The 21,869-nt window shown below is 57.8% G+C and carries 17 protein-coding genes and 1 pseudogene; 3 read left to right on the top strand and 15 right to left on the bottom strand.

Translation table 11 applies throughout. The features are described from left to right. The first annotated feature begins 222 nt into the window (after window positions 1–222). Both AB6729_RS00260 and AB6729_RS00255 read left to right on the top strand, forming a co-directional pair. A complete protein-coding gene (locus AB6729_RS00260) occupies window positions 223–1,350 on the top strand; it encodes a colicin transporter (protein ID WP_371079557.1) in 1,128 nt (375 codons plus the stop codon). 204 nt (window positions 1,351–1,554) lie between these two features. Continuing rightward, window positions 1,555–2,508: a colicin transporter gene (locus tag AB6729_RS00255; RefSeq protein WP_371079556.1), complete on the top strand. Its 954-nt coding sequence runs from the start codon at window positions 1,555–1,557 to the stop codon at window positions 2,506–2,508. A 73-nt stretch (window positions 2,509–2,581) separates the two neighbouring features. Here AB6729_RS00255 and murG read toward each other — a convergent pair whose 3' ends face one another. From murG to AB6729_RS00195, 12 genes are all read right to left on the bottom strand, one after another. After that, on the bottom strand, window positions 2,582–3,664 hold the full coding sequence (gene murG / locus AB6729_RS00250) for an undecaprenyldiphospho-muramoylpentapeptide beta-N-acetylglucosaminyltransferase (protein ID WP_371079555.1): 1,083 nt from the start codon (window positions 3,662–3,664) through the stop codon (window positions 2,582–2,584). Window position 3,665: 1 nt separating this feature from the next. Next, complete coding sequence (gene ftsW, locus AB6729_RS00245; protein WP_371079554.1) at window positions 3,666–4,757, bottom strand: putative lipid II flippase FtsW; 1,092 nt, start codon at window positions 4,755–4,757, stop codon at window positions 3,666–3,668. A 221-nt stretch (window positions 4,758–4,978) separates the two neighbouring features. Continuing rightward, entirely contained in the window at window positions 4,979–6,337 is a 1,359-nt protein-coding gene (murD, locus tag AB6729_RS00240; RefSeq protein ID WP_371079553.1) for a UDP-N-acetylmuramoyl-L-alanine--D-glutamate ligase, read from the bottom strand. Window positions 6,338–6,348: 11 nt separating this feature from the next. After that, window positions 6,349–7,458: a phospho-N-acetylmuramoyl-pentapeptide-transferase gene (gene mraY, locus AB6729_RS00235; RefSeq protein ID WP_371081165.1), complete on the bottom strand. Its 1,110-nt coding sequence runs from the start codon at window positions 7,456–7,458 to the stop codon at window positions 6,349–6,351. 121 nt (window positions 7,459–7,579) lie between these two features. After that, window positions 7,580–8,968 carry a UDP-N-acetylmuramoyl-tripeptide--D-alanyl-D-alanine ligase gene (gene murF, locus AB6729_RS00230; protein WP_371079552.1) on the bottom strand — a complete coding sequence of 463 codons (1,389 nt, stop codon included), beginning with the start codon at window positions 8,966–8,968 and terminating at the stop codon, window positions 7,580–7,582. Then, the gene (locus tag AB6729_RS00225) at window positions 8,965–10,461 is read right to left on the bottom strand and encodes a UDP-N-acetylmuramoyl-L-alanyl-D-glutamate--2,6-diaminopimelate ligase (protein WP_371079551.1); all 1,497 of its coding nucleotides are present in this window, start codon (window positions 10,459–10,461) and stop codon (window positions 8,965–8,967) included. The genes murF and AB6729_RS00225 overlap by 4 nt, the downstream gene beginning before the upstream one ends. Before the next feature lie 12 nt (window positions 10,462–10,473). After that, window positions 10,474–10,839: a TSUP family transporter gene (locus tag AB6729_RS00220; RefSeq protein WP_371079550.1), complete on the bottom strand. Its 366-nt coding sequence runs from the start codon at window positions 10,837–10,839 to the stop codon at window positions 10,474–10,476. Beyond that, complete coding sequence (locus AB6729_RS00215) at window positions 10,836–13,157, bottom strand: penicillin-binding transpeptidase domain-containing protein (protein ID WP_371079549.1); 2,322 nt, start codon at window positions 13,155–13,157, stop codon at window positions 10,836–10,838. The genes AB6729_RS00220 and AB6729_RS00215 overlap by 4 nt, the downstream gene beginning before the upstream one ends. A gap of 98 nt (window positions 13,158–13,255) precedes the next feature. Next, window positions 13,256–13,771, bottom strand: a complete 516-nt coding sequence (locus tag AB6729_RS00210; RefSeq protein WP_371079548.1) for a septum formation initiator family protein — start codon at window positions 13,769–13,771, stop codon at window positions 13,256–13,258. Between the two features lie 298 nt (window positions 13,772–14,069). Beyond that, complete coding sequence (gene rsmH, locus AB6729_RS00205; RefSeq protein ID WP_371079547.1) at window positions 14,070–15,038, bottom strand: 16S rRNA (cytosine(1402)-N(4))-methyltransferase RsmH; 969 nt, start codon at window positions 15,036–15,038, stop codon at window positions 14,070–14,072. Window positions 15,039–15,077: 39 nt separating this feature from the next. Next, window positions 15,078–15,518: a division/cell wall cluster transcriptional repressor MraZ gene (locus tag AB6729_RS00200; protein ID WP_371079546.1), complete on the bottom strand. Its 441-nt coding sequence runs from the start codon at window positions 15,516–15,518 to the stop codon at window positions 15,078–15,080. Window positions 15,519–15,987: 469 nt separating this feature from the next. Beyond that, the gene (locus AB6729_RS00195; RefSeq protein ID WP_371079545.1) at window positions 15,988–16,518 is read right to left on the bottom strand and encodes a DUF2127 domain-containing protein; all 531 of its coding nucleotides are present in this window, start codon (window positions 16,516–16,518) and stop codon (window positions 15,988–15,990) included. A gap of 308 nt (window positions 16,519–16,826) precedes the next feature. On the opposite strand from AB6729_RS00195, the pseudogene AB6729_RS00190 reads away from it, so the two are divergent. Further along, window positions 16,827–17,222, top strand: a pseudogene (locus AB6729_RS00190) (fasciclin domain-containing protein); the annotation flags it as partial. A gap of 339 nt (window positions 17,223–17,561) precedes the next feature. Here AB6729_RS00190 and AB6729_RS00185 read toward each other — a convergent pair. From AB6729_RS00185 to AB6729_RS00175, 3 genes are read right to left on the bottom strand one after another with little or no spacing between them, the layout of a single operon-like run. Further along, entirely contained in the window at window positions 17,562–18,275 is a 714-nt protein-coding gene (locus AB6729_RS00185; protein WP_371079544.1) for a Fe2+-dependent dioxygenase, read from the bottom strand. A gap of 6 nt (window positions 18,276–18,281) precedes the next feature. Then, window positions 18,282–18,971, bottom strand: a complete 690-nt coding sequence (locus AB6729_RS00180; protein WP_371079543.1) for a tetratricopeptide repeat protein — start codon at window positions 18,969–18,971, stop codon at window positions 18,282–18,284. A gap of 3 nt (window positions 18,972–18,974) precedes the next feature. Further along, a complete protein-coding gene (locus tag AB6729_RS00175; RefSeq protein WP_371079542.1) occupies window positions 18,975–21,659 on the bottom strand; it encodes a TonB-dependent receptor in 2,685 nt (894 codons plus the stop codon). Window positions 21,660–21,869 lie beyond the last annotated feature (210 nt).

Genomic DNA, 21,869 nt, shown 5'->3' with positions numbered 1-21,869 from the left:
TCTCCCGTTACAGAATCAGAAATCACTGTAGCAGTGTGAACGCCGCCCTGCGGAGCATTTCCACGCGAAACGTTTATTTTCAGGGCGATGCGGTGCCGGGATACGCAACTTTTGTCGCAAAACTGCGTTTGAGCATGTGTAAGCCAGCCTCACCCGCGGGATGCGGGGCGGCATGGCGGAAGGAGCACGACCATGTACGTTCCCACCGCAGTTCGGACCTCCGTGACAACTCTTGCTATTGCCGCAGCCAGCCTGATGGCCACGCCCACGCTGCGTGCGCAGTGGGGTATCTCAGTGAACGTGGGCGTGGCGCGGGTGGCACCGCCTCCGTTGCCGGTGATGGAACAACCCTTCGCGCCAGGCGATGGCTACCTCTGGACGCCCGGCTACTGGGCATGGGACGACCAGGTGCAGGATTACTACTGGGTGGACGGCGAGTGGGTGATGGCGCCGGAAACCGGCCTGCTGTGGACGCCCGGATATTGGGCTTATGGCAACAGCGGCTATGTATGGAACGCCGGATATTGGGGCCCGGAAGTGGGCTTCTATGGCGGCGTGAACTATGGCTTTGGCTATTTCGGGACCGGCTATGAGGGCGGCTACTGGAACGGCAACCGCTTCTTTTACAACACGGCGATCAACCGCGTGGATATGCGGTTTGTTCACAACACGTTTGTGCGGCCTGTGGGAGGCGACTGGAACCGTGGCGGCGCTCGCGTGTCGTTCAACGGTGGCCCCGGCGGACTGCGTATGCAGCCCAACCGCGATGAGCAACGCGCGATGCTGGATCGGCGCTTTGGGCCTACGATGACGCAGCGTGATCGTGGATTTAATCGCGGGGTGGTTTCTACTCCGTCGAATAATGGCTTCCGCGGTGGGAGTCCACAGGACTTCCGTGGAAATGACGGGCGCGGCAGCGATGGCCGTAGCAACGGGTTTACTGGCAACACGCAGCAGCCTGCGCGCGATGGAGCGAACCGCGACGGAGGCAACAATGGCATGCGCTGGTCCGGCGGCAATGACAACCAGAACCGGCCTCCGCAGGTGAACACGCCCAATCCTCCGCAGCGTGGGTTTCCGCAAGGGGGGCAGGTGAATACACCGAATCCTCCTCGCCGGGAGATGCCGATGGATGGTGGCCGGGGAAACAACACCGTTCAGCCGAACGCGCCGGTGCAGCGGAATTTCGATCGTCCGGCGCAGAATGCGCAGCCGAATGATTTCCGTGGCGGTGCTTCCCAGGCTCCGCAGGGCGGTAATCGGTTTGGTGGTGGGGATCGCCCGAACTTCAGTGCTCCTCAGGGTGGTCACAACATGCCCTCAGGTATACGCAGTTTTGGCAGATTCTAAGGGGTTTACCCGCAGAGTCGGCGGCTTTTCAGGCTTCCGGCTCTGCTTTTTGGTGGCTGAGACTGGCGCTTTTCATTCAACCGCAACCTGAGCCGGGTTTCGGTGTTCAAATTAATGACGTTGATCCGGGATGGCTCCCGGAGAACCGACCGGGCTTCGATCGAACCCCGCCGCAAGGGGACGGACAGGCGAAGAAGATCCGGCATGGTGATTGAGATGATGAAGTTTGGAAAGTTTGCAGCGATTGCTGCCCTGTCTCTTGCTCCCGTGGCTGCGTTGATGACGACGAACGACGCGCAGGCCCAGGTGGTGGTTGCGGCCAGCTTTGGTGCTCCCCCGGCGATTCCCGAATACGACCAGCCCGTTGCTCCCGGCGACGGCTACATCTGGACGCCCGGCTACTGGGCATGGGATTCTGCGGCGAACGACTATTACTGGGTAAACGGCGCCTGGGTGATGCCTCCCTATACTGGCGCACTGTGGACGCCTGGTTGGTGGGGTCCTGGCTACGACAGCGGATGGCTGTGGAACGCGGGCTATTGGGGTCCAACCGTGGGCTACTACGGTGGCGTGAACTACGGCTGGGGCTACTTTGGTGTGGGCTTCTATGGCGGCTACTGGAACAGTGGACGCTTCTGGTACAACCGCACCTATTGCCACTTCGGACCGGGCTTCGGCGGTCGCTGGTACAACGGCAGCTACGGTGGTTTCCGTGGGAATATCCGCGGTGGTGGACCGGGGTTCAATGGACATCCTCCGGCGAACTTCCGCAGCGCTGGCTTCAACGGCGGACGCGGCTTTAACGGAGGGAATGGATTCCGCGGCGGCGTGAACGGTGGCAACTTCAACCGCGGCGGACAGCCCGGCGGATCGTTTAACCGTGGTAATGGATTTGCCGGTCAGCCGGGTGGTGCGAACCGCTATGGCCAGCCCGGTGGCCAGACCCGCAGCTTCTCGCAGCCAGGCGGCAACTTTAACGGAGCGCGGAGCTTTTCCTCACCCGGCGGTAACTACGGCGGTGGTGGACGCAGCTTCTCAGCACCTTCGGGTGGCGGCAACTTCGGTGGCGGTGGTGGCTTCAGCGGTGGCGGCGGTGGTGGATTCCACGGCGGCGGGGGCGGAGGTTCCCGTGGTGGTGGTGGCGGCGGTCACCGGTAAACATCAACTTCCCTCCCCCAGAGGGATCAAGGCCCGGCACAATTGCCGGGCCTTTCTTCTTGCTTATTTCCAGTTAGCGCGCGAGAGAGACGATGCGATTGCCGATGTTCTGCAAGGCATCTGGCTTTGCTCCGGACCTGGCTGCCTGGGACATCTTCTGCAGATGTCCTGGTGCAGTGAGCAGTGCGATCAGGCGTGTGCGGAGGATGTCCGGTGTCAGTTCCGCTTGCGGCAGCATCTCTGCTGCGCCGATGCGGACCATGGCGAGGGCGTTTTTGGTCTGATGGTCGTCCGCCGCTTGCGGAAATGGAACCAACAATGCCGGACGTCCCGCTGCTGCGAGTTCTGCCACCGTGCTGCCAGAGCGTGCAAGCACCAGCGTGGCCTGTTCGAGTTGCTGCGGCATGTCTTTCAGGAATGGCAACACCGTCACACGTTCCGCGGGGATACCGGCGTTGCGATAGGCCGTTTCTGTTGCAGCGAAGGCACGCTCGCCTGTCTGGTGAACGATGGTGAGATGCGGAATGGCTGTAAGAAGATCGGCGGCGATCAGAGGCACTGTGTCATTGAACACCTTCGCGCCGTTGCTGCCTGCGGTGATGAGCAGACGCGGTGGCTGCGTGACCAGTGAGCCAGTCTGAAAGATTTCCGAGCGAACGGGGACGCCGGTGACTTCGGCGTTGCGAAAGTAACTGCGCGTTTCTTCAAAGGCTACGGCTGCGGCGCTGACGCGTTTGCCGAGAACGCGATTCACCATGCCGGGTACGGCATTGGGCTCGTATGCGAGCGTGGAGATGCGCAGCAGTGTGGCTGCAATCATTGCAGGACCGCTGGCGTATCCACCAACTCCAACTACTACCTGCGGACGGAAGCTGCGCAACAGACGGATGCAGTGAAGGATGCCGAGCGGGAGGTCTGCGAGGGTCTTGATGCGCGTAAGCAATGACACGTTGGCGAGTTGGCCCACCTGCATCAGTTCGAGTGGAAAGCCTGCTTCCGGAACGAGCTTTGTTTCGATGCCTCGCGGTGTCCCAAGCAACCGCACTTCAGCCGCGTGACGGTCGCGCAGTTCGCGTGCGATGGCAAGCGCGGGGATAACGTGACCGCCGGTGCCACCGCCTGCGATGAGAACGCGCAGGTTGTCGTTTGCAGCCACGTCAGTCAATCTCGCGCGTGATGTTAAGCAGCACGCCCATGCTGGCCAGCGTGATGAAGACGCTGGTGCCGCCGGACGAGATGAATGGCAGCGGGATGCCCTTGGTGGGCAGCAGCGCGATGACGACGCTCATGTTGAAGAAGGCCTGGATGAGGATGGCCGACGTCATGCCGAAGGCGAGGAAGCGCGCGAAGGGATCCGTCGACAAATACGCAGCGCGCAGGCCGCGATAGCCGAGGAATGCGAAGGCTGCCAGCACGCACAGCGCGCCGATGAGGCCAAGTTCTTCACACACTGTGGCATAGATGAAGTCCGTCTGCGGCTCGGGGAGATAGAACAGCTTCTGCATGCCTTCCGTAAGGCCTTTGCCGAAGAAGCCGCCGGAACCCACCGCGATAAGCGACTGCAGGATGTGGAAACCGGCGCCGCGGGGATCTGCCTCAGGATTCATGAAGGCGAGCATACGGGCACGGCGGAAGGCCACGTGAAAGAGCATGTAGTAGAGAACTGGAGCGGCAGCCGCGGCGGCAATGCCTATCCAGCGAAGGCGGATGCCTGCAAGTGCGAGCATCAGTCCTGTGACGCCTGCGCAGACGAGGGCAGTGCCAAGGTCCGGCTCTTTAACGATGAGCAGGATGAAGAGCAGCGGCACGGCGGCAGCGCGGATGAGCGTACCCTTGATGTCGTCCATCTGGTGGATGCGGCTTTGCAGGAAATACGCGAGGAAGAGGACGATGAGCGGCTTGGCTAATTCCGACGGCTGCAGCGTGAGTCCGCCGACGCGAATCCAGCGATGTGCGCCATTCATGCCTCCCATGAAGAAGACCCCGAGCAACAATAACGCCGTAATAGCAATGGCCGGGAAGACAACCTTGGGGTTGTTGTATTTGCGGTAGTCCACCCGCTGGAGAATGAAGAGCGCGATGATGCCCAGGACAGCAAAGATTAACTGGCTGATGACAAAGTGATATGGCGAGCCGAACTGGGCTTTGGCCAGGATAGCCGAGGTGGAAAAGATCATCACGAGGCCGAAGAACACCAGTGCCAGCACTGTGCCAAACAACCACTTATCCACGCCGACACGCTTCGCCATAAGGGAAGATTAGTTTCTTTGCGAGGGGATTTGTGCTGCGCAGATGGGGCAGAGTATCTAAGTTGGTTCGGCGGTTGTTGATAGTAACGAACACAGAGTTCGCTACATTTTCGCAAAGTTCACAAAACTTGCATTCGTGCCTGAAAAATTTCAGACGTGTCGGTACGCAAAGATGGGTGGGGATTCTTCGCTTCGCTCAGAATGACGGACCTACAGAGGGTTTACTCCGGCAGGGTTTTGACTAACTCGACAAAGACACGGCCGCGGTGTTCATAACTGGTGAACTGGTCGAAGCTGGCACACGCCGGAGCGAGGAGTACGGTTTCTCCCGGTTGAGCGGATTCTGACGCAAGGCGGACGGCCTCTGCCAGGGTGCCTGCGGGTGTGAGCTTTACCTGATCGCCAATCTGTTTTGCGATGATGTCTGCTGCCGCGCCGATGGTGTACACGGCGACGGTGCGCTCCTTTAGTAGCGGGAGCAGTTGCGTGTAATCGGATGCCTTGTCTTTGCCGCCGAGGATGAGGCGGATGCCGGAGGGGAACGACTCAAGCGCCTTGATGGTGGCGTCAACGTTGGTGGCCTTCGAGTCGTTGTAATACTCCACGCCGCGCTTCTTTGCGACGAATTGCAGGCGATGGTCGACGGCGGTGAAAGACGCGACGGCTTCGCGAATTTCGTCGGTGGAGATGCCTGCGAGTTTGGCCATGACGATGGCGGCGAGAACATTCTCCACGTTGTGCGCGCCACGCAATGGAATCTCAGCAAGCGGCATGATGGGCTCAGGTGTGCCGCCCTCTTTCGCGATGAAATAGATGCCGTCGTTGTGTGCGAATGCGCCCTGTTTTACTCGGCGAACGCCGCTGAACCAGAAAATCTGCGCCTTTGTTTTTGCGGCCACCATCTGCGTGGGTTTGTCTTCCGCGTTGAGAACGAGGAAGTCATCCGGCGTTTGATTTTCTGTAATGCGCGCCTTGGCTGCTGCGTAATTCTCAAACGATCCATGACGATCGAGATGGTCCGGTGTGATGTTCAACACGGCAGCAATGTGCGGGCGGAAAGTCTCAATGGTTTCAAGCTGGAAGCTGGAGACTTCGAGAACGCTCCATGTCTTTTCGGTAGAGCCTTCGACCATCTCCACGACAGGCAAGCCGATGTTGCCACCGATCCTGGTTTCGTAATCGGCATGCAGCAGAATGTGGCCAACGAGCGAGGTCGTGGTGGTCTTGCCGTTGGAGCCGGTGATGGCGATGATCCTGCCTTGAAGGGCGAGGGATGCGAGTTCGACTTCGCCGATGATGGGCACGCCGAAGCGCTGGGACTGCTGCACTTCCGGAGTAGAAAGAGGCACGCCAGGCGAGAGGACGATGAGGTCCTGACGGCGAAAAGTGAGCACGCCGTGCCCACCGCTCTCCACCATTACGCCGGCATCCAGAAGAGCAGGGATTTCCTTGGCGAGTGCTTCGCTGGGTCGGCTGTCGCTGACCGTAACGCGTGCGCCAAGTTTACGCAGATACAGCGCGGCGGAGACTCCGCTTTTGCCGAGACCGACGACGAGGACGCGTTTGCCTTTGAACTCCATGGATTGTTAGCTTACCGCAGCTTCAGTGTTGTAAGTGCGAAGAGGGCGAAGACGAGCGCCATGATCCAAAAGCGGGTGATGACTTTGCTTTCGCTCCATCCGCTTAACTCGAAGTGATGGTGGAGAGGTGCCATTTTGAAGATGCGTTTGCCGCCGCGCAGTTTGTAACTGCCCACCTGCAGCATGACGCTGACCGCTTCCAGAATGAAGACGCCGCCGATGAAGGGCAGGAGCAGTTCCTGCTTGATGAGTACGGCAACGGTAGAGATGGCGCCGCCGAGTGCGAGCGAACCGACGTCGCCCATGAAGACTTCCGCCGGATGCGCGTTGTACCAGAGGAAGCCGATGGAAGCGCCGACCATGGCGCCGCAGAAGATTGTGAGTTCACCTGCGAGCGGCATACGCTGGAGTTCGAGGTAGTCGCTGAAGACCATGTGGCCGCTGACGTAAGTCAATACGGTGAGCGCAGCGGCGGCGATGATGGTGCAGCCGATGGCGAGTCCATCCAGACCGTCGGTGAGATTTACCGCGTTGGAACTGAAGCTGATGACCAACATCACAAACACAACGAACGGCAGAAAGCTGAGCCAGTAGAGGCCGTGAATGTGCTGGAAGGTGCCGATGATCAGGTCAGGCCGAAACTGTTTGATGAACGGCACGACAAGCCGCGTGGAATACATGCCGCGCGATTCCAGGAAGACAAGCGATGCCGCAACGCCGAAGCTGGCGATGAATTGCAGCAACAACTTCTGGAGGCTGGTGAGTCCGAGGTTCCGCTTGTGAACGACCTTAATGTAATCGTCGGCAAAGCCAATGGCGCCGAAGGCTGTGGTGGAAAGAATCGTTATCCACACTAACGGGTTGGAGAGGTCGCTCCAGAGAAGCGTTGGCACAAGGATGGAGATGCAGATGAGCACGCCGCCCATGGTGGGTGTGCCGGTCTTTTTCTTATGACTCTCCGGGCCTTCGTCGCGGATGTACTGGCCGATCTGAAATTCGCGCAGACGCCGGATGACAAATGGGCCGATGAGCATGCCGATGGCAAGCGCCGTGAGGCTGGCAAAGACACAGCGGAAGGTGAGATAGCGGAAGATGCGAAAGACCCGGAAAATCGGGTACATCTTCTGATAGAGCAGCCAGTAGAGCAACGTTCCCCTCCGATGGGTGTGAGCGAAAAGTACGCCTTCAGCTTACGCGTGGATGGCCTGCGGAAGCACGACGAGTTCGGCAGCCGATACGAAATTAATGTCCGGCGGCCTGGATACCGAGCGCCGTAAGTGCGCGTTCGAGTTGAACGCCACGGGATGCCTTGAGCAAAACCGCATCGCCTTCGCGAAGATTTTCAAGCATCCATGTGCCTGCTTCTTCCGGTGTGTCGACAAAGAGGGCGGTATCGCCTGCACCACGAACAAGTTCCGCGGCGTGGCCACGGACGCCGATGACCGCATTGACACCGCGTGTCTTCATGTATTCACCGCATTGGGCGTGCAGGGTTGCAGCTTCCGGGCCTAGCTCCAGCATTTCTCCGGCGATGACGATATGGCGCGTGGCATCGACGGCCATCAACGCATCGACCATGGCATTCAGAGCACGTGGATTGCTGTTGTAAGAGTCGTTGATGATGCGCGCGCCTCGGAACAGTATCTGTTCGCCGCGCTTGTCCGCCGGGTGCAGTTGCTGCAAAGCGGCGATGCATTCGTTGAGCTGCATACCGCTTTCCAGGCCAACCGATATGCCTGCGAGTGCGTTGTAGACGTTGTGTTCGCCAAGCAATGCAATGTGTGCAGGCAGCGATTCCCTGGCTGTCTGCACGGTGAAACTCATGCCGTCGGCACCTTCACTATGCACGTTGCCGGCACGTATGTTTGCGGATGCGGCCTGCAATCCGAAGTAACGTGTGTGGTCTTCGCGGTCGCGACCGAAGGTGGAAACGTATGGATCGTCTGCGTTTAGAAACGCTATGCCATTTTCCGGAAGAGCCTGCACCAGTTCGTGCTTTGCATTCGCAATGCCCTTGATGCCGTCTGCAAAATGTTCCAGATGCACTGGCGCAACATTGCTGACAACAGCCCAGTCCGGTTCTGCGATCCTGGCCAGAGCAGCGATTTCACCCGCGTGGTTCATGCCCATTTCAATCACAGCCACTTCATGTTCCGGCTCAAGTTTCAGCAGTTGCAGAGGTACGCCGAAACCGTTATTCAGATTGCCTGCGGATTTGAGCACGCGAAACTTGGCAGAGAGCACGGCGGCTACGCATTCCTTTGTGGTGGTCTTGCCTGCCGATCCGGTAATGCCGATGACACGTTTTCCCCAGTGGCGCCGCACTGCGCGCGCGAGTCCCTGCAGCGCTTTCAAAACGCAGTCTTCACTCTCGGGGACACGCAACAGTTTTGTGCTGTCGACTTCGGATGGAACGACCCAATGGGTGCTGACTACAGCAGCCGTGGCACCGTTCTTCAATGCGGAGGCGACAAAATCATGCCCATCGAAACGTTCGCCCTGCACGGCGAAGAAGAGTTCGCCTGCGCCGACGGTGCGCGAGTCGATGGAGTATCCGTAGACCTGCGTTTGCAGGTCGAAATCGCCTTCGGCGTGAATCCAGTCAGCCACCTGGCCCAGTGTCAGTGTCATGCTTGTGCTTCCCTTTTGCGCAGTGCGGACGCGGCCACGGCAACATCATCAAAGGGCAGAGAGACTCCCTTTGCCGTCTGTGTTTTTTCATGGCCTTTGCCTGCGATCAGTACGATGTCTCCCGGCTTCGCTTCGTTGATTGCGAGTGTGATCGCCTCTGCGCGATCAAGCATGATGCGGACGTTCTTATTGCCACTGGCTTCCACTCCAACCAGTGCTTCTTCTGCGATGATGGCGGGGTCTTCGCTGCGCGGATTGTCGCTGGTGATGAGGACGATATCACTTCCCTCGCCTGCAGCGCAGCCCATCTTTGGGCGCTTTGTTTTGTCGCGATCGCCGCCGCAACCGAAGAGCGTGACCACGCGCGCGTTGCCTGCAAGTTCACGTGCGAGTGTGATGAGATTGCGCAATGCATCATCAGTGTGTGCGTAATCGACGACAACACTAAAACCGAGCGTGTTGGCCACCGTTTCGAAGCGGCCTGGAACAGGTTTCAATGTGGCAGCGAATGCAATTGCATCTTCTAATGCGATGCCGCGCCCCACTGCGGCTGCTATGGCGGCGAGGAGGTTATATACGTTGACGCGGCCGGTGAGTTGCGAAACGACTTCTGCATTGCCGAAGGGCGTGGATAACGCGAAGCTGGTTTCTCCTGCGCGAAGGACAACGCCAGCAGCCTGAAAATCCGCAGCGGCGTCGATGCCGTACGTCCACACGGTTTCGCAGTGTGACGCGGCTTGTTGCATCATTGCGGCCTGGGGATCGTCCGCGTTAATCACTGCGATGCGTGGTGGCGGTGCACCGACTCCTTGAAAGAGTCGCGCCTTTGCCTGAGCATATGCGTCCATGGTGCCGTGGAAGTCGAGGTGGTCCTGCGTTAGATTTGTGAAGATCGCCACATCGACCGGGATGGCATAGACACGTTCCTGCGCGAGTGCGTGCGAACTCATCTCCATGACCACTTCTGTTGCGCCTGCTGCGACGGCATCCGCAAAGATGGCGAGGACATCGCGACTCTCCGGCGTGGTGTGTGGGCTGGGACGCACTTCATCCACAATGTGCGTTTCAATCGTGCCGATCAACGCAGACTTTCTGCCAGCACTGCGCAGCAGGCCTTCTACAAGAAATGCCGTAGTGGTCTTGCCGTTGGTGCCGGTGATACCGGTGAGTTTCAAAGCGCGTTCTGGGTGCTGATAGAAGTTGGCGGTGACAATAGCAAGTGCCTGGCGACCATGTTCGATGAGTGCTGCAGGGACTTGGCGTGCGTCGGCGAAGGCAAAGCTTTCGCGTGAATCTGTGACGATGGCGGATGCACCTGCATCCAGCGCGGCACGCACGTAGCGATTACCATCTGTGGTTTCACCGCGCATGGCCACAAAGAGAGTGCCGGGACGAACTTCGCGCGAGTCATACGTGACGCAGCTGACCTCAACATGATGCGTGTCGCCCAGCGCCAATGTTGGCAGTCCGTGAATGACTTCAGACCATTGCATACTGGGCCGATTCTACCGCTGAAAGAACATGCGGATGGCGACCGCGGCCAGTGCAACCGCAAAGCAACGGCGCAGTGCGAAGGTGGGCATGGTTTGCGCGATCTGACCACCAAAGTATCCGCCGATACCGATGCCAGCAGCGATGAGCAACCCGAAGCGCCAATCAACATTCCCCGCGCGGGCATAGGGCAGCAGCGGTGCAATCCAGATGGGCAACGCTGCAATGAATAGTGACGTTCCCTGCGCGCGCACCTGGGTAAGTCCAAAAAGATAAACGAGCACCGGAATGGTGATGGCTCCACTGGTGCCGAGCATGCCAACGAGAATACCCATGCCTGCTCCGCCGAGAAGGATGAGCGACCAGTGCGCTGTACTCATCGGGTGAACCGCACCACAACTTCTGTGCCAATGGGCACCATGGTGCCTGCAGCCGGAACCTGCTCACGCGCGAGCCCACTGCCCACGGGCTGCACCCGCAAACCTGCTGCAGATGCTTTCTGAATCACAGAGCGCAGGCCTCCATCCAACACGGGGACCGCAACCTTTGCGCTGGCATCTACAACAACGGCTCCATCCCGGCGCGTCGTACTTTGCGGTTGCGGAGCGGCCTTTGGAAGAGGCTTGCTTTCTGCCTCGTCCGTCATGAGAGAAGAGCCGCCATGTTCACGGAAAGCCTTCATGATCTTGTCAGGAAGTGCAGCGAAGACGCCCTTCTTCTCCGGCGCGGAAGTTTGCACGGGTGCTGCTTTCGCCGTTGCCATCGCAACTGCTGCATCATTCTTCTGCTTCAGAGGATCATCCGCCGGCAACGCATTCAACTCTTCATACAGCGCATTCAGATCGCCTGGATCTTCGTTCGGCGTTTCTGTGGAGGCCAGTTCCATTTTCGGTGCAACAGCGGCATCTTTCTTCGCAGGTTTTAGTGGCTGATCGTGCGGAACACCGAGATATTCCAGCACCTGCTGTGCAACTTCTGCAAACACGGGCGCGCTGGTGGTGCCACCGTAACGAGAGCCTACCTGCGGATCATCAATGACCACTGCCACTGAGATGGCGGGATTGTTCACCGGTGCAAAACCTGCAAAGCTGGCAACGGTTCTGGAATGCGAATAGGTGTGTGTAACGGGATCAATTTTCTGCGCCGTGCCCGTCTTGCCACCGGCACTGTACCCGTTCAGAGCAGCCTCTGAACCTGTGCCTTCCGTGATGGTGCCGTGCATCATCATCCGCATCTTTGCTGCGGTGAGTTCTGTAATGACACGGTGCGCGCCATCGGGAAGCTTCTCCGGAACCTGGGTGGAAGGATGATAGGCCGCTGGTTGAAGCTGGCCATCGCCTTTGGAGTGTTCCGTTTCATTCAGCAGGATGTGTGGCGGCAGGTAGGTTCCACCATTGGCGATGGAAGAGACCATCGTCACAAGCTGAATGGGTGTCACTGCGACTTCATGGCCGATGGCAATGGAGAGGATGCTGGTAGCTTCCCATTTGCGCGGCGCGCGCAACAGTCCGCGTGTTTCGCTGGGCAACTCTACGCCACTACGATCGCCAAAACCGAAACCGCGAATGTAGTCGTAGAACTTTTGATTGCCCAGCTTCAATGCCATCTTCGCCGCGCCGACGTCGCTGGAATGCTCCAAAGCAAACTGGACCGTGACACGGCCGAAGTGATCCGACTTATCGTCGTGCAGTGTGCGACCGAACATGGTCATGGCCCCACCCTGGCAATCGACAATGTCCGTTGGCTGTACGCCTGCACCATCCAGCGCGGCAGCATAGGTTACGAGCTTGAAGGTAGAACCCGGTTCATAGACATCGCTGACGGCGAGGTTCTTCAGGATCGCGGGATCCTGATGCTTCAGGTCGTTGGGGTTGTAACGCGGCGAGATGGCAAGAGCCAGAATGTGGCCGGTGTGCGGGTCCTGGACCACGACCGTGCCGTGTGCGGCCTTCATCTTCTCCATCTGCGCATCCAGAGCGCGTTCGGCAATGTATTGAATGTTGGTGTCGATGGAGAGAACAAGGTTCTGGCCCGGCAGCGGTTCACGCTCATCGCTGGTCAATGCATGACGCTTCGCATCGACCGCAGTCAGTACATGGCCGGGTGTTCCGTGCAGATCATCTTCAAATTCGCGTTCCATGCCGCCGAGACCGATATCGTCGATGCCAACATAGCCGAGGGTTTGTGCAGCGAGATCGGTGTTGGGATAGAAGCGTTTGAATTCTTTCTGAAAGTAGACGCCCTTCAGGTTCAACTCGCGGATGCGCTGCACCTGTTCCGGTGTGAGCTTGCGTGCGATCCAGGCAAAGTTACGCGAAGCATTGAGGCGCGCAAGGATGGCTCCATGCGACGTAAAGGTATCTGTCGGATCCACGTGAACGATGCCGGAAACAAGCTCCGCAACGTTGGCGCGGTTGTCGCCTAATTCACTCGGAACTGCGTATACCGATTCGGCAAGAACAGTTACTGCAAGTTCGCGGAGGTTGCGATCGTAAAGAACGCCACGGCGCGGTGCGACTTCAAAGGTGCGCTGCTGCTGCTTCGCCGCGCGCTCTGTCCAGTCGTGATGGCGGATGACCTGCAACCACACCAGACGCAACCCGATCACGCCTGTCCACGCCATGAAAAAAATCGCCATCCAGACGAACCGGATGCGACGGATGGGAGCGGTCAGTGGCTGGCGTGAGGAGGAATTCATCGTTGCTTCCGGCCTTGGTGGTTCAGGGGAGTAAGTTGCAATAACTTCTCCCCTCAACTATGTCAGCGAAAGCCACGGATACGTGAGGCTTTCTTCACTTACTGGAGAATCGCGGGAGATACCTGCGCTTCCGCAAGGACTGGCGCGGAGCTAGAGAACGAACCATCCGGGCGAACGACCTGACCGGGCTGCGGTGTATCCAGGCCAAGTTGACGCGCGATGCGGTCAATGCGATCCGGATCGGAAAGTTGCGCTTCCGTCAGATGAAGCTGGCGATTCTCTTCGTGAAGCTTTTCCACCTGCAGCTTCTTCGCTTCGATGTTGTAACCCACTTCAATGGACGAGAAGTGCTGCCACACATAGGTCATGACCAGAAGAAACAGAACGCTCATGGCGACCGTGAAAGAACGCATTTCACGGCGGCGTTCAGGATCATCCGCCTTCACGATGCGGCTGTTATCCAGATGCTTGGTGAAGAAGATTTCAGGCGTGGGACCGCGGCGCGCACGGCGCTGCTGGTCGAAGACCGTGCGATTGTGATCTCGAAACGACTCGGCGCGTTCGCGCTGTGCGCGGCCCGCAACCATTCCCGGTATTGTCATCGTTGCTTCCATCGCTGCCCTCTCCATCTCTGGATCCCTTACATCAGGGTAGAAATCCAGCTTGATTCGCACTTACTTATCTCTGGACGAAGACAGCTTCCTTCCGCTATGGAAGGCGTCTTATCACCAGAGCCGATTCGATAACTTGCACTTACCGAATCGGAGTTGCACCGCACTCTTTTGTTCTTTGTCCCCTGAGCGAAATCTGCTCTAACGACCGGGGCTGAAGAGTGTTATTTACTTCCTAAGTGGATTTCCTGCGGAGTTATTCACATTGTCCACAGGTTTATCCACAATTTCCTCAACCGACTTATCTTCCAGGACGATATCCGCGACTGCTTCCACCTTGCGGAGGTATCTTCCTTGTAACTTCTGAACGTTCCGGTTTGATACGTTCAGCAACTCGTAACTTAGCGCTGCGCGACCTTGGATTGCGTCGCTCTTCTTCTTCTGTCGCAATCACCGGCTTACGAGTGATTACGTTCCAAATACCGTGCTGCGCGCCTTCACGCAGCGCATCTTTTGCAATGCGATCTTCCAGCGAATGAAAGCTGATGACCGCAAGTCTTCCACCGAACTTAAGAAGAGATGGCGCGCTTTCGAGCAGCGACCGGATCTCTCCGAGTTCGTCATTCACGCGAATCCGGATAGCTTGAAAGGTTCTTGTCGCAGGATGAATCTTGTCCGATTTCATTGCTGGGGCAGCGGCAGATATTACTTTGGCTAATTCCGCCGTGGTAAGTATCGGCCGTGCCCTCACAATGGCTCTGGCGATTCTCCGCGACCTCCTTTCCTCTCCGAATTCGTAAATCAGATTGGCGAGTTCTTCTTCGTCCGCCTGATTTACCACTTGCCCGGCAGTTTCACCGCTGCGCGTATCCATGCGCATATCCAGCGGTGCGTCCTGCCGAAAACTGAATCCTCTGTGCGCCTGATCGAGCTGGAGGCTGCTGACGCCGAAATCTGCGAGCAAGCCATCGAGCGATGCACGCTCGATCTGTTCCGCTGCCGATGAGAATGCCCGCGGGATCAACCGCAGTTGCGGCATCTCCGGCCCAAGCTCCTCACGCAACGCTTCGAGATTGGCCTTTGCAATCTCCATCGCCTGCGGGTCGCGATCGAATGCGATCAGCGTTCCCTGCGGCCCCAGCCTGCGCGCAATCGCGCTGGAATGGCCCGCCAGGCCCAGCGTGGCATCCGCGTACGTTCCTCCGCGGCGCACTTTGAGAAGGTCTAAAACCTCTTCGAAAAGAACCGGCACATGTTGCGGATCGCTCATTTCTCCGCCTCCATGCGTGCCCACTCAGGGCGAAACTTCCTACAACCCCAGATCCGCCAGGGTTGTCATATCTGCCTCGCTCAGTGGCTCGGCGTCCAGCTTGGCCTTGAAGTCGTCATGGTTGACCACTTCCAGGTATGTCTGCGCTCCGAGAACCACCACTTCGGCGGTCACCTTTGCGCTTTCACGCAAAATCTGCGGCAGGAGAAGTCGCCCTGCGGCGTCCAGCTCTGCCATCTGGCCGTAATAGTTCGTCACGTCCAGAAACTTCTTTCGGGCGGGGTTCAGGCTGGGAATCTGCTCCAGCTTTGCCTCGACCTTTTCCCACTCGCGGATGGGGTAAATCTCCGCGCGCTTGCCATCTTTGCTGGTGATGTAGAACTGCGGTCCGTAGGCCTCATCCACACGACGCTTGAACTCAGCGGGCAGCTTGAGCCGCCCCTTTTCGTCCACGCGTGCTGTGTGATTTCCCCGGAACATCGGTTCGTTTCACCCTTCTGTCGTACCGCCTGTGGTTCCAAAGGCTGTCTTTCGGTCCACAGGAAGCCTAGAATCGTTTCAGGCGAGGAAAGATTGGACACTTTCATCCACTTTTTCCCACCACAGCCCACATCGTCTCTCTTAGCGCGGCGAAACACAAGAGAGAAATTCGAAGATTTTTCCTCTTCGCTGGCGTCTTTGTGGAAAATCAAACCTGTAGACGGGTTTTCATAACCACCACAACCTGTAGTAGTAATTTTGGTGGTTCTGAACGCCGGAAGCTACTTGTGGAGAACCCCACAGGCATGTAACGACGGTTTTCCTGAGGTTTGTCAGCGGCAGATCTGGGGATTTAAGGCGATTTCAGGAAGGTTCGGGTCGTTTTCTGTTGGGGAAACGGCGAAATTGCCTGTCAGTGGGAGGTTGTGGGAGTCTGCACCTGCAGTACCCAGCCCCGGAGGAACGAGGTTCAGACGGTTTCCTTACGGCGCTTCTTGCGCTGCAGCATCCAGACCAGGTACGCGACGACGGCCAGGTTCACCAGCAGGATGGAGATGTGCCAGAGACTTGGGGCGCGATAGATCTCGAAGCTCTCCCAGGGAAGGAATGAGACCGACAGCCAGAGCGTGACGAATTCTGCCCAGACGCGACGACGCAGCAGGCCGTAGGCTTCTGTGCAGCACAGCATGGCGTACAGGACGCTGCCCAGGCTGATGAGGCGCAGTTTGCGATGCGTGACGAGCGCTACCTTGTCCGTGATGAAATCGACGACGCGGCTTTCAGGATCGAAGTGCAATTCGCGGAAGATCCGGTCAACGGCATTGGCCAGGTCGTGGTGGATGAAGTGCAACGCACCGAGGCTGACGCCGAGAAAGAAAATCGCCTTCGCCAGCTTGAACAGGCCAATGAGATACAGTCCAGAGTCGCGCGCCTCCAGATGATGTGAGGGATGCGGTGCTTTGTGGGTATCCTGTTGCACCGTCGTCCGCTGTAAATTCACGTCCACTCCTATAGTTGAAAGTTCGCGTCGGGTGTTGTCAATGTCCCGAAAGAGAATGCATTCGCATGGGTATACGCATTGAAACGAAGTTTCGCGTTAAAAACAGATGACAGGAAGATTGTGAAAGACATCTGAAGAAGCGGGAGATGAGGATGAAGACATTCGCAGGAACGGCCGTGGCACTGGTCTGCATGAGCTGCAGCGTGTATGCAGCCACGCAGAAGGGTACGGATGTGGGCGGCGTTCAGATGTTGTCGAAGAAATCGATTGCGGAAAACACGGCCACATCACCTGTGCTGACAGCATTTGCAGCGGACGTGAAACGCGCCGGGCTGGAAGACAAGTTGAATGACAAAGGTCCTTACACCGTATTTGCGCCGACGAACGATGCGTTTCAGAAATTACCCGCCGGCACTGCAGCCGGTCTGAGCAAGCCGGAGAACAGAGCTGACCTGACAAGGGTGCTGACCTACCTGGTGGTGCCGGGGAAGATCACTTCCGCAAAGCTGAAGAAGATGGTGCACAAGGGACACGGCACCGCAACACTGACCAGCATGGAAGGCGAAGCCATCACGGTGAAAGCTGCCGGTGACGTGATTACGCTGACAGATGAGAAGGGAAACTCAGCCGTGATTCTGACTGCGGATGTGCCGCAGAAGAATGGCCTGATTCATATTGTGGATGCGGTATTGCTACCGAACTGACGGCTTCGGATTGCCTTGTGGCGTTGTAGTGGGCAGTGAAGAAAACAGGTCCTTCGACTTCACTTCGTTTCGCTCAGGATGACGCACTTTTGTACTTCGTTTCATTCAGGGCACTTTTGTGCGTACGAGCCTTCGCTCTGCGAAGCTGGCCTGCCATCTTGCCAAAATCCTTTCGCAGCGTCGCCAGGAAACATCCGCGGGATTCTTCGCTTCGCTCAGAATGACACTCATATTCCTACCTGGATGAAACAGCGAGGAGCCGGTGCCGTGAGGGCGGCATTCCGGCTCCTCGCTCTTTGTTCACGCTGAGGTGTATCAGCGCGAACAAACACGATGCGTCTACAGCTCAACCCACTGTCGCAGCAGGTTGTGATACACACCTGTCAGTTCCACCACAGACTCCTGATTGGGTACATCGCGGTTGAGCTTTTGAATGGCGACATCGAGGCTGAGCAGAAGTGAACGCTGATCGTCACCGCGCACCATGCTCTGCATCCAGAAGAACGAACACACGCGAGCGCCACGCGTGACAGGGCGTACATGATGCAGGCTGGTGGAGGGATAGAGGATCGCGTCGCCTGCAGGAAGCTTGATGCTTTTGCTGCCGTATGTGTCTTCAATGACGAGTTCGCCGCCGTCGTATTCCTCGGGCTCACTGAGGAAGAGCGTCATGGAAAGATCGGTGCGAACATATTCGCCAGTGCTATGGATGCGGCGCACGGAGTTGTCCACGTGATTCCCGAATGACTGGCCACCTGTATAGCGATTGAAGAGTGGCGGAAAGATTTTCTTCGGCAGTGCTGCAGAGACGAATACTGGATTCCGATTGAGTTCCGTCAGAATCTCCTTGCCGATCTCAATGGCAACGGGATTCGTCTCGGACAACTGCATGTTGTCCTTCACTTGCGCGGATTGATGACCGGCGGTGACTTTGCCATCGACCCAATCGGTGGCGTCGAGCATGGCGCGAAAACGTTTGACCTGTTCGGTGGTGAGAACTTCAGGGACCTGTATCAGCACAGCTTGAACCTCAATGTCAGCGGAGTAGAACACGCACACTTATGCGTTCTGCGGCTCCGAGAGTGTATTGGCGAATGCATGCAGTGCAGGCACAGGCCATTGCAAAAGAAAGTGCTTCATCTTTGCGATGAAGGCGGGTGTCGCGGTTTCAGGAACTTTGCGCAACCACTGAATGGCACCGGCAATGTCGCCATCCGTGATGAGCATGCGCGCGTGGTTAAACTGGCCGCGGAAATCGCCACCTTCGGCAGCGCGCAGATAGTGCTCGCGGGCAATGGCAATGTCTTTCTGGACCACCCAGCCATCTTCATAAAAGCCGCCGAGGATGTTGATGGATTTCACATGATGCAACGCAGCGGCTTTGCGAAACCAGTGGAGTGCTTCGACCTTGTCTTCCGGCACACCGCTTCCCTGCGTGAGCAGCGTAGCCAGGTTGTACATGCCCCAGTCGAGGCCCTTATCTGCTGCCTTGCGAAACCACGGAGCAGCAAGCGCAGCGCTGGGTGCAACACCCCATCCCTGATCAAGGCAACGGCCCACCATGTTCATGGCCATCACGTCGCCACCCTTGGCAGCGCGTTCAAACCAATGCAGTGCCGCTGTGGCATTCTGCGGGACAAGCTTGCCGTCCAGCAGTATTTGTCCATACATGACCTGGGCCTGGGGCACGCCGCGTTGAGCTGCGGCGTACACCAGTTCCAGATCGGCTTGTGTTGGCTGTTGTTGCATTCATTACCAGCGGACGTTCAAGGTAAGGCGACCCTGACGGGCAGGAGCCAGCGCTGCGTAATGCGTGGTGTATGCCTGCAGGAAGTACGTCTTGTTGTTCAGGTTCTGAATGTTGCCCTGCAATTCGATGTGCGGATTGAAGCGATACGAACCGTAGATGTCCACGCGAGCGTAGCCGGGAACCCACTTGGTGGAGTAGATGGTCGTGGGATTATCCGCACCGTACACCTTGCCCGAGCCGTAGATGCCTCCGCCAAGGTTCAGCTTGTGCGTTACCTGGTAATAGCTGGTAACGCTGAAGCTGTGCTCCGGCGTGTTGGGAAAGCGACGGCCATCCTGCAGACCGGCTGCCGTACCCGCACCACCTGCGTTGGTCAGGATAGCTTTCATGAAGGTGTAGCCACCAAATATCTGCCACTTGGCGCTGGTGTAGCCCGTCATGCTGATGTCGATACCGCGATTACGGCGCGTACCCGCAGCGGCAATCGAACTGTCTGCCAGCGTAATGCGCACGTTCTCCGTGTTCGATTGGAAGAAGGCAACGGTAGCAAGTGCCTTGGTACTGAACACTTCCCACTTCGCTCCAGCTTCTACCGAGCGTGTCTTCTCCGGTGGCAACGCCTGATTGATGATGCTGGTGATCGCCGATCCATCCTGTCCCTGCGACAACGCGTTACCCGGAGGCGTGGACGAGTTGCTGACCGAACCATAGATCGTGCCCGACTTCACCGGCTTGTACGTCACGCCCGCCTGATAGTTCACCAGGTCTGCTGTCGTTGCAAAGGTACACGGCACAGTAGCTGTGGGCACGCACGTCAACACATTGCGATAGTTCGAATCGTAATGGTCATAACGGATGCCGACCGTTGCCTGCAACTGCTCAAGGAAGCGGACCGTGTCAAAGCCATACACGGACTTCGATGTGCTGATCTGCCGCGTCGGCGTGTTGTTCTTCACAATTGCGTTGGTATAGTTCGTGTTCGTAAAGGCGGTCGTCGTTCCCACCTGGGTCGGAATTACCGTCCGCACACCCACGAATGGATCATCCACCGTCGGGTTCAGAAAATCTTCGCAGTAGTAACCGCTGGCAGCACCCGCACCCACCGGGCAACGGCTGGCGCTGTATGCCAAACGCGCGTTCGTGTTCGGATTCACAAGGTAATAACTGGGGATGGCAGGCGTGATGGATGACCCACTCAAGCTGCCCACCGTGTATGACGTGTTCCAGCTACGCTCACGCGAAAACTCGCCGCCTACGGCATACGTGTGCTGAATCGATCCGGTTTTCACGCGGCCTGACAGATCGGTTTGGTCGATTGCCGTGTCCACTTTGGTCACGCGATTCAACGCGCGACGGTACAGCAAGCCATAGTAGATGTTGCCCTGGCTGTCATCCGCCTGCGAGCTGACATAATCCTGACCCGACTTACCCCAGCGATAGCTGTTGCGCAGAACGGTGTTCTCCGACAGGTTGTACTCCGCACGACCGAACACGGTCTTCACCTTCTCATTGCGGAAGTCACGGCCGCGGAAGCCATAGAAGTTTTTGCGGTTCACCACCAGGGGCTGACCATCACCCACCTGGAACACGCGCGCACGACCATCGGGACGACCAATGTTGGTGGTCGTGTTGTAGTAATCCGTCGGGTTGTTGTACGGGATACCGGGATCAGGAATGTCGTGCGAATCCAGCTCGTAGTAGTTCAGGAAGACGCGACCGTTCTTCGTAATGTTGAACAGCAGCGACGGGGCAAATCCATAGCGATGGTTGTTCACGATGTCGCGACCGGCAACATCAGAGTTCTGCCACATGCCGTTCAAGCGACCGGAGGCCCAACGCGTGAGCTTCGTGCTGGCGTCAAATGCGCCGCGGAAAAAGTTTGCCGAACCCGGGCTGTAATAGCCATTCAGGAAGGTTTCACGACGAGCCATCTTGCTGTTCAGGTTGATACTGCCGCCCGAAGCCGCGCGGCCTGCATAGCCGCCGCTGGGTCCCTTGGCAACTTCAATCGACTCCAGGTCAAACACCTCGCGCGACTGCGCGCCGATGTCGCGCATGCCGTCCACAAAGGTGCTGCTCTGCGAATCGACACCGCGAATGAACGGACGGTCGCCCGTCGGGTTACCACCCTCGCCCGCGCCGAAAGCAATACCAGGCACGGTGCGGAGCGCTTCCACCAGGCTGGTGGAAGCCGTGTTCTCAATAACGTTTTCCGGGATGACCGTGATGGTCTGCGGCAGATCGCGTAAAGGCGCCGTGTACTTCAGCGATGGCATCTCAGACGTGGCGGTGACTGTAACATCCTGGCCGGCTGCATGGAGGCCCAACTGAACGTGATCCGTCGAGATAAAGTCGGCGGAAATATTGGTTCCCTTCAGAACGACGGTGAGCGCTTCTTCCGTTGTGCGCACGCCCTGCACACCCGGCGAGGGAAGCGAGGCATATTTCTGCGGCACCGCAATGCTGAGACCAGTGGCCTTCTCCATGGCAGCCACGACCTCCGACAGGGTTCCTGCAGGGATATCGAACTTATGGACTTCCTGGCTGGCGCGTGCCCGCTGCTCACTGTCCTTTGCCGCGTCGCCGTTCACCGGCTCCTTTGGCTTGGCTTCATCCTTCTCCGTGGAAACAGAACCCTCTGCATGCAGGGTTCCCATGGCAAACATCGCAAGGGTGCCGGTCAGCATCAGCTTTCCGCGCAGACGACTAGAATCTTCGTTCTTTTTCATTTCTTGATTACGCTCCGGGGCTCGGGCGGCCTGAGACGCCCTGATCAAATCGTGCGAAGTCCCTCAACTACGCGCTACGGAAAGCAACGGAACAGACGAAAACCATCCCAATTACTTGGGTTTCCATCTAAGACCGTACAAGTCCGATATGAAAAAGATTACATGAAA

It is taken from the genome of Terriglobus sp. RCC_193, from assembly GCF_041355105.1.
Classification (GTDB): domain Bacteria; phylum Acidobacteriota; class Terriglobia; order Terriglobales; family Acidobacteriaceae; genus Terriglobus.
This window is presented reverse-complemented; position numbering and strand designations above follow the sequence as displayed.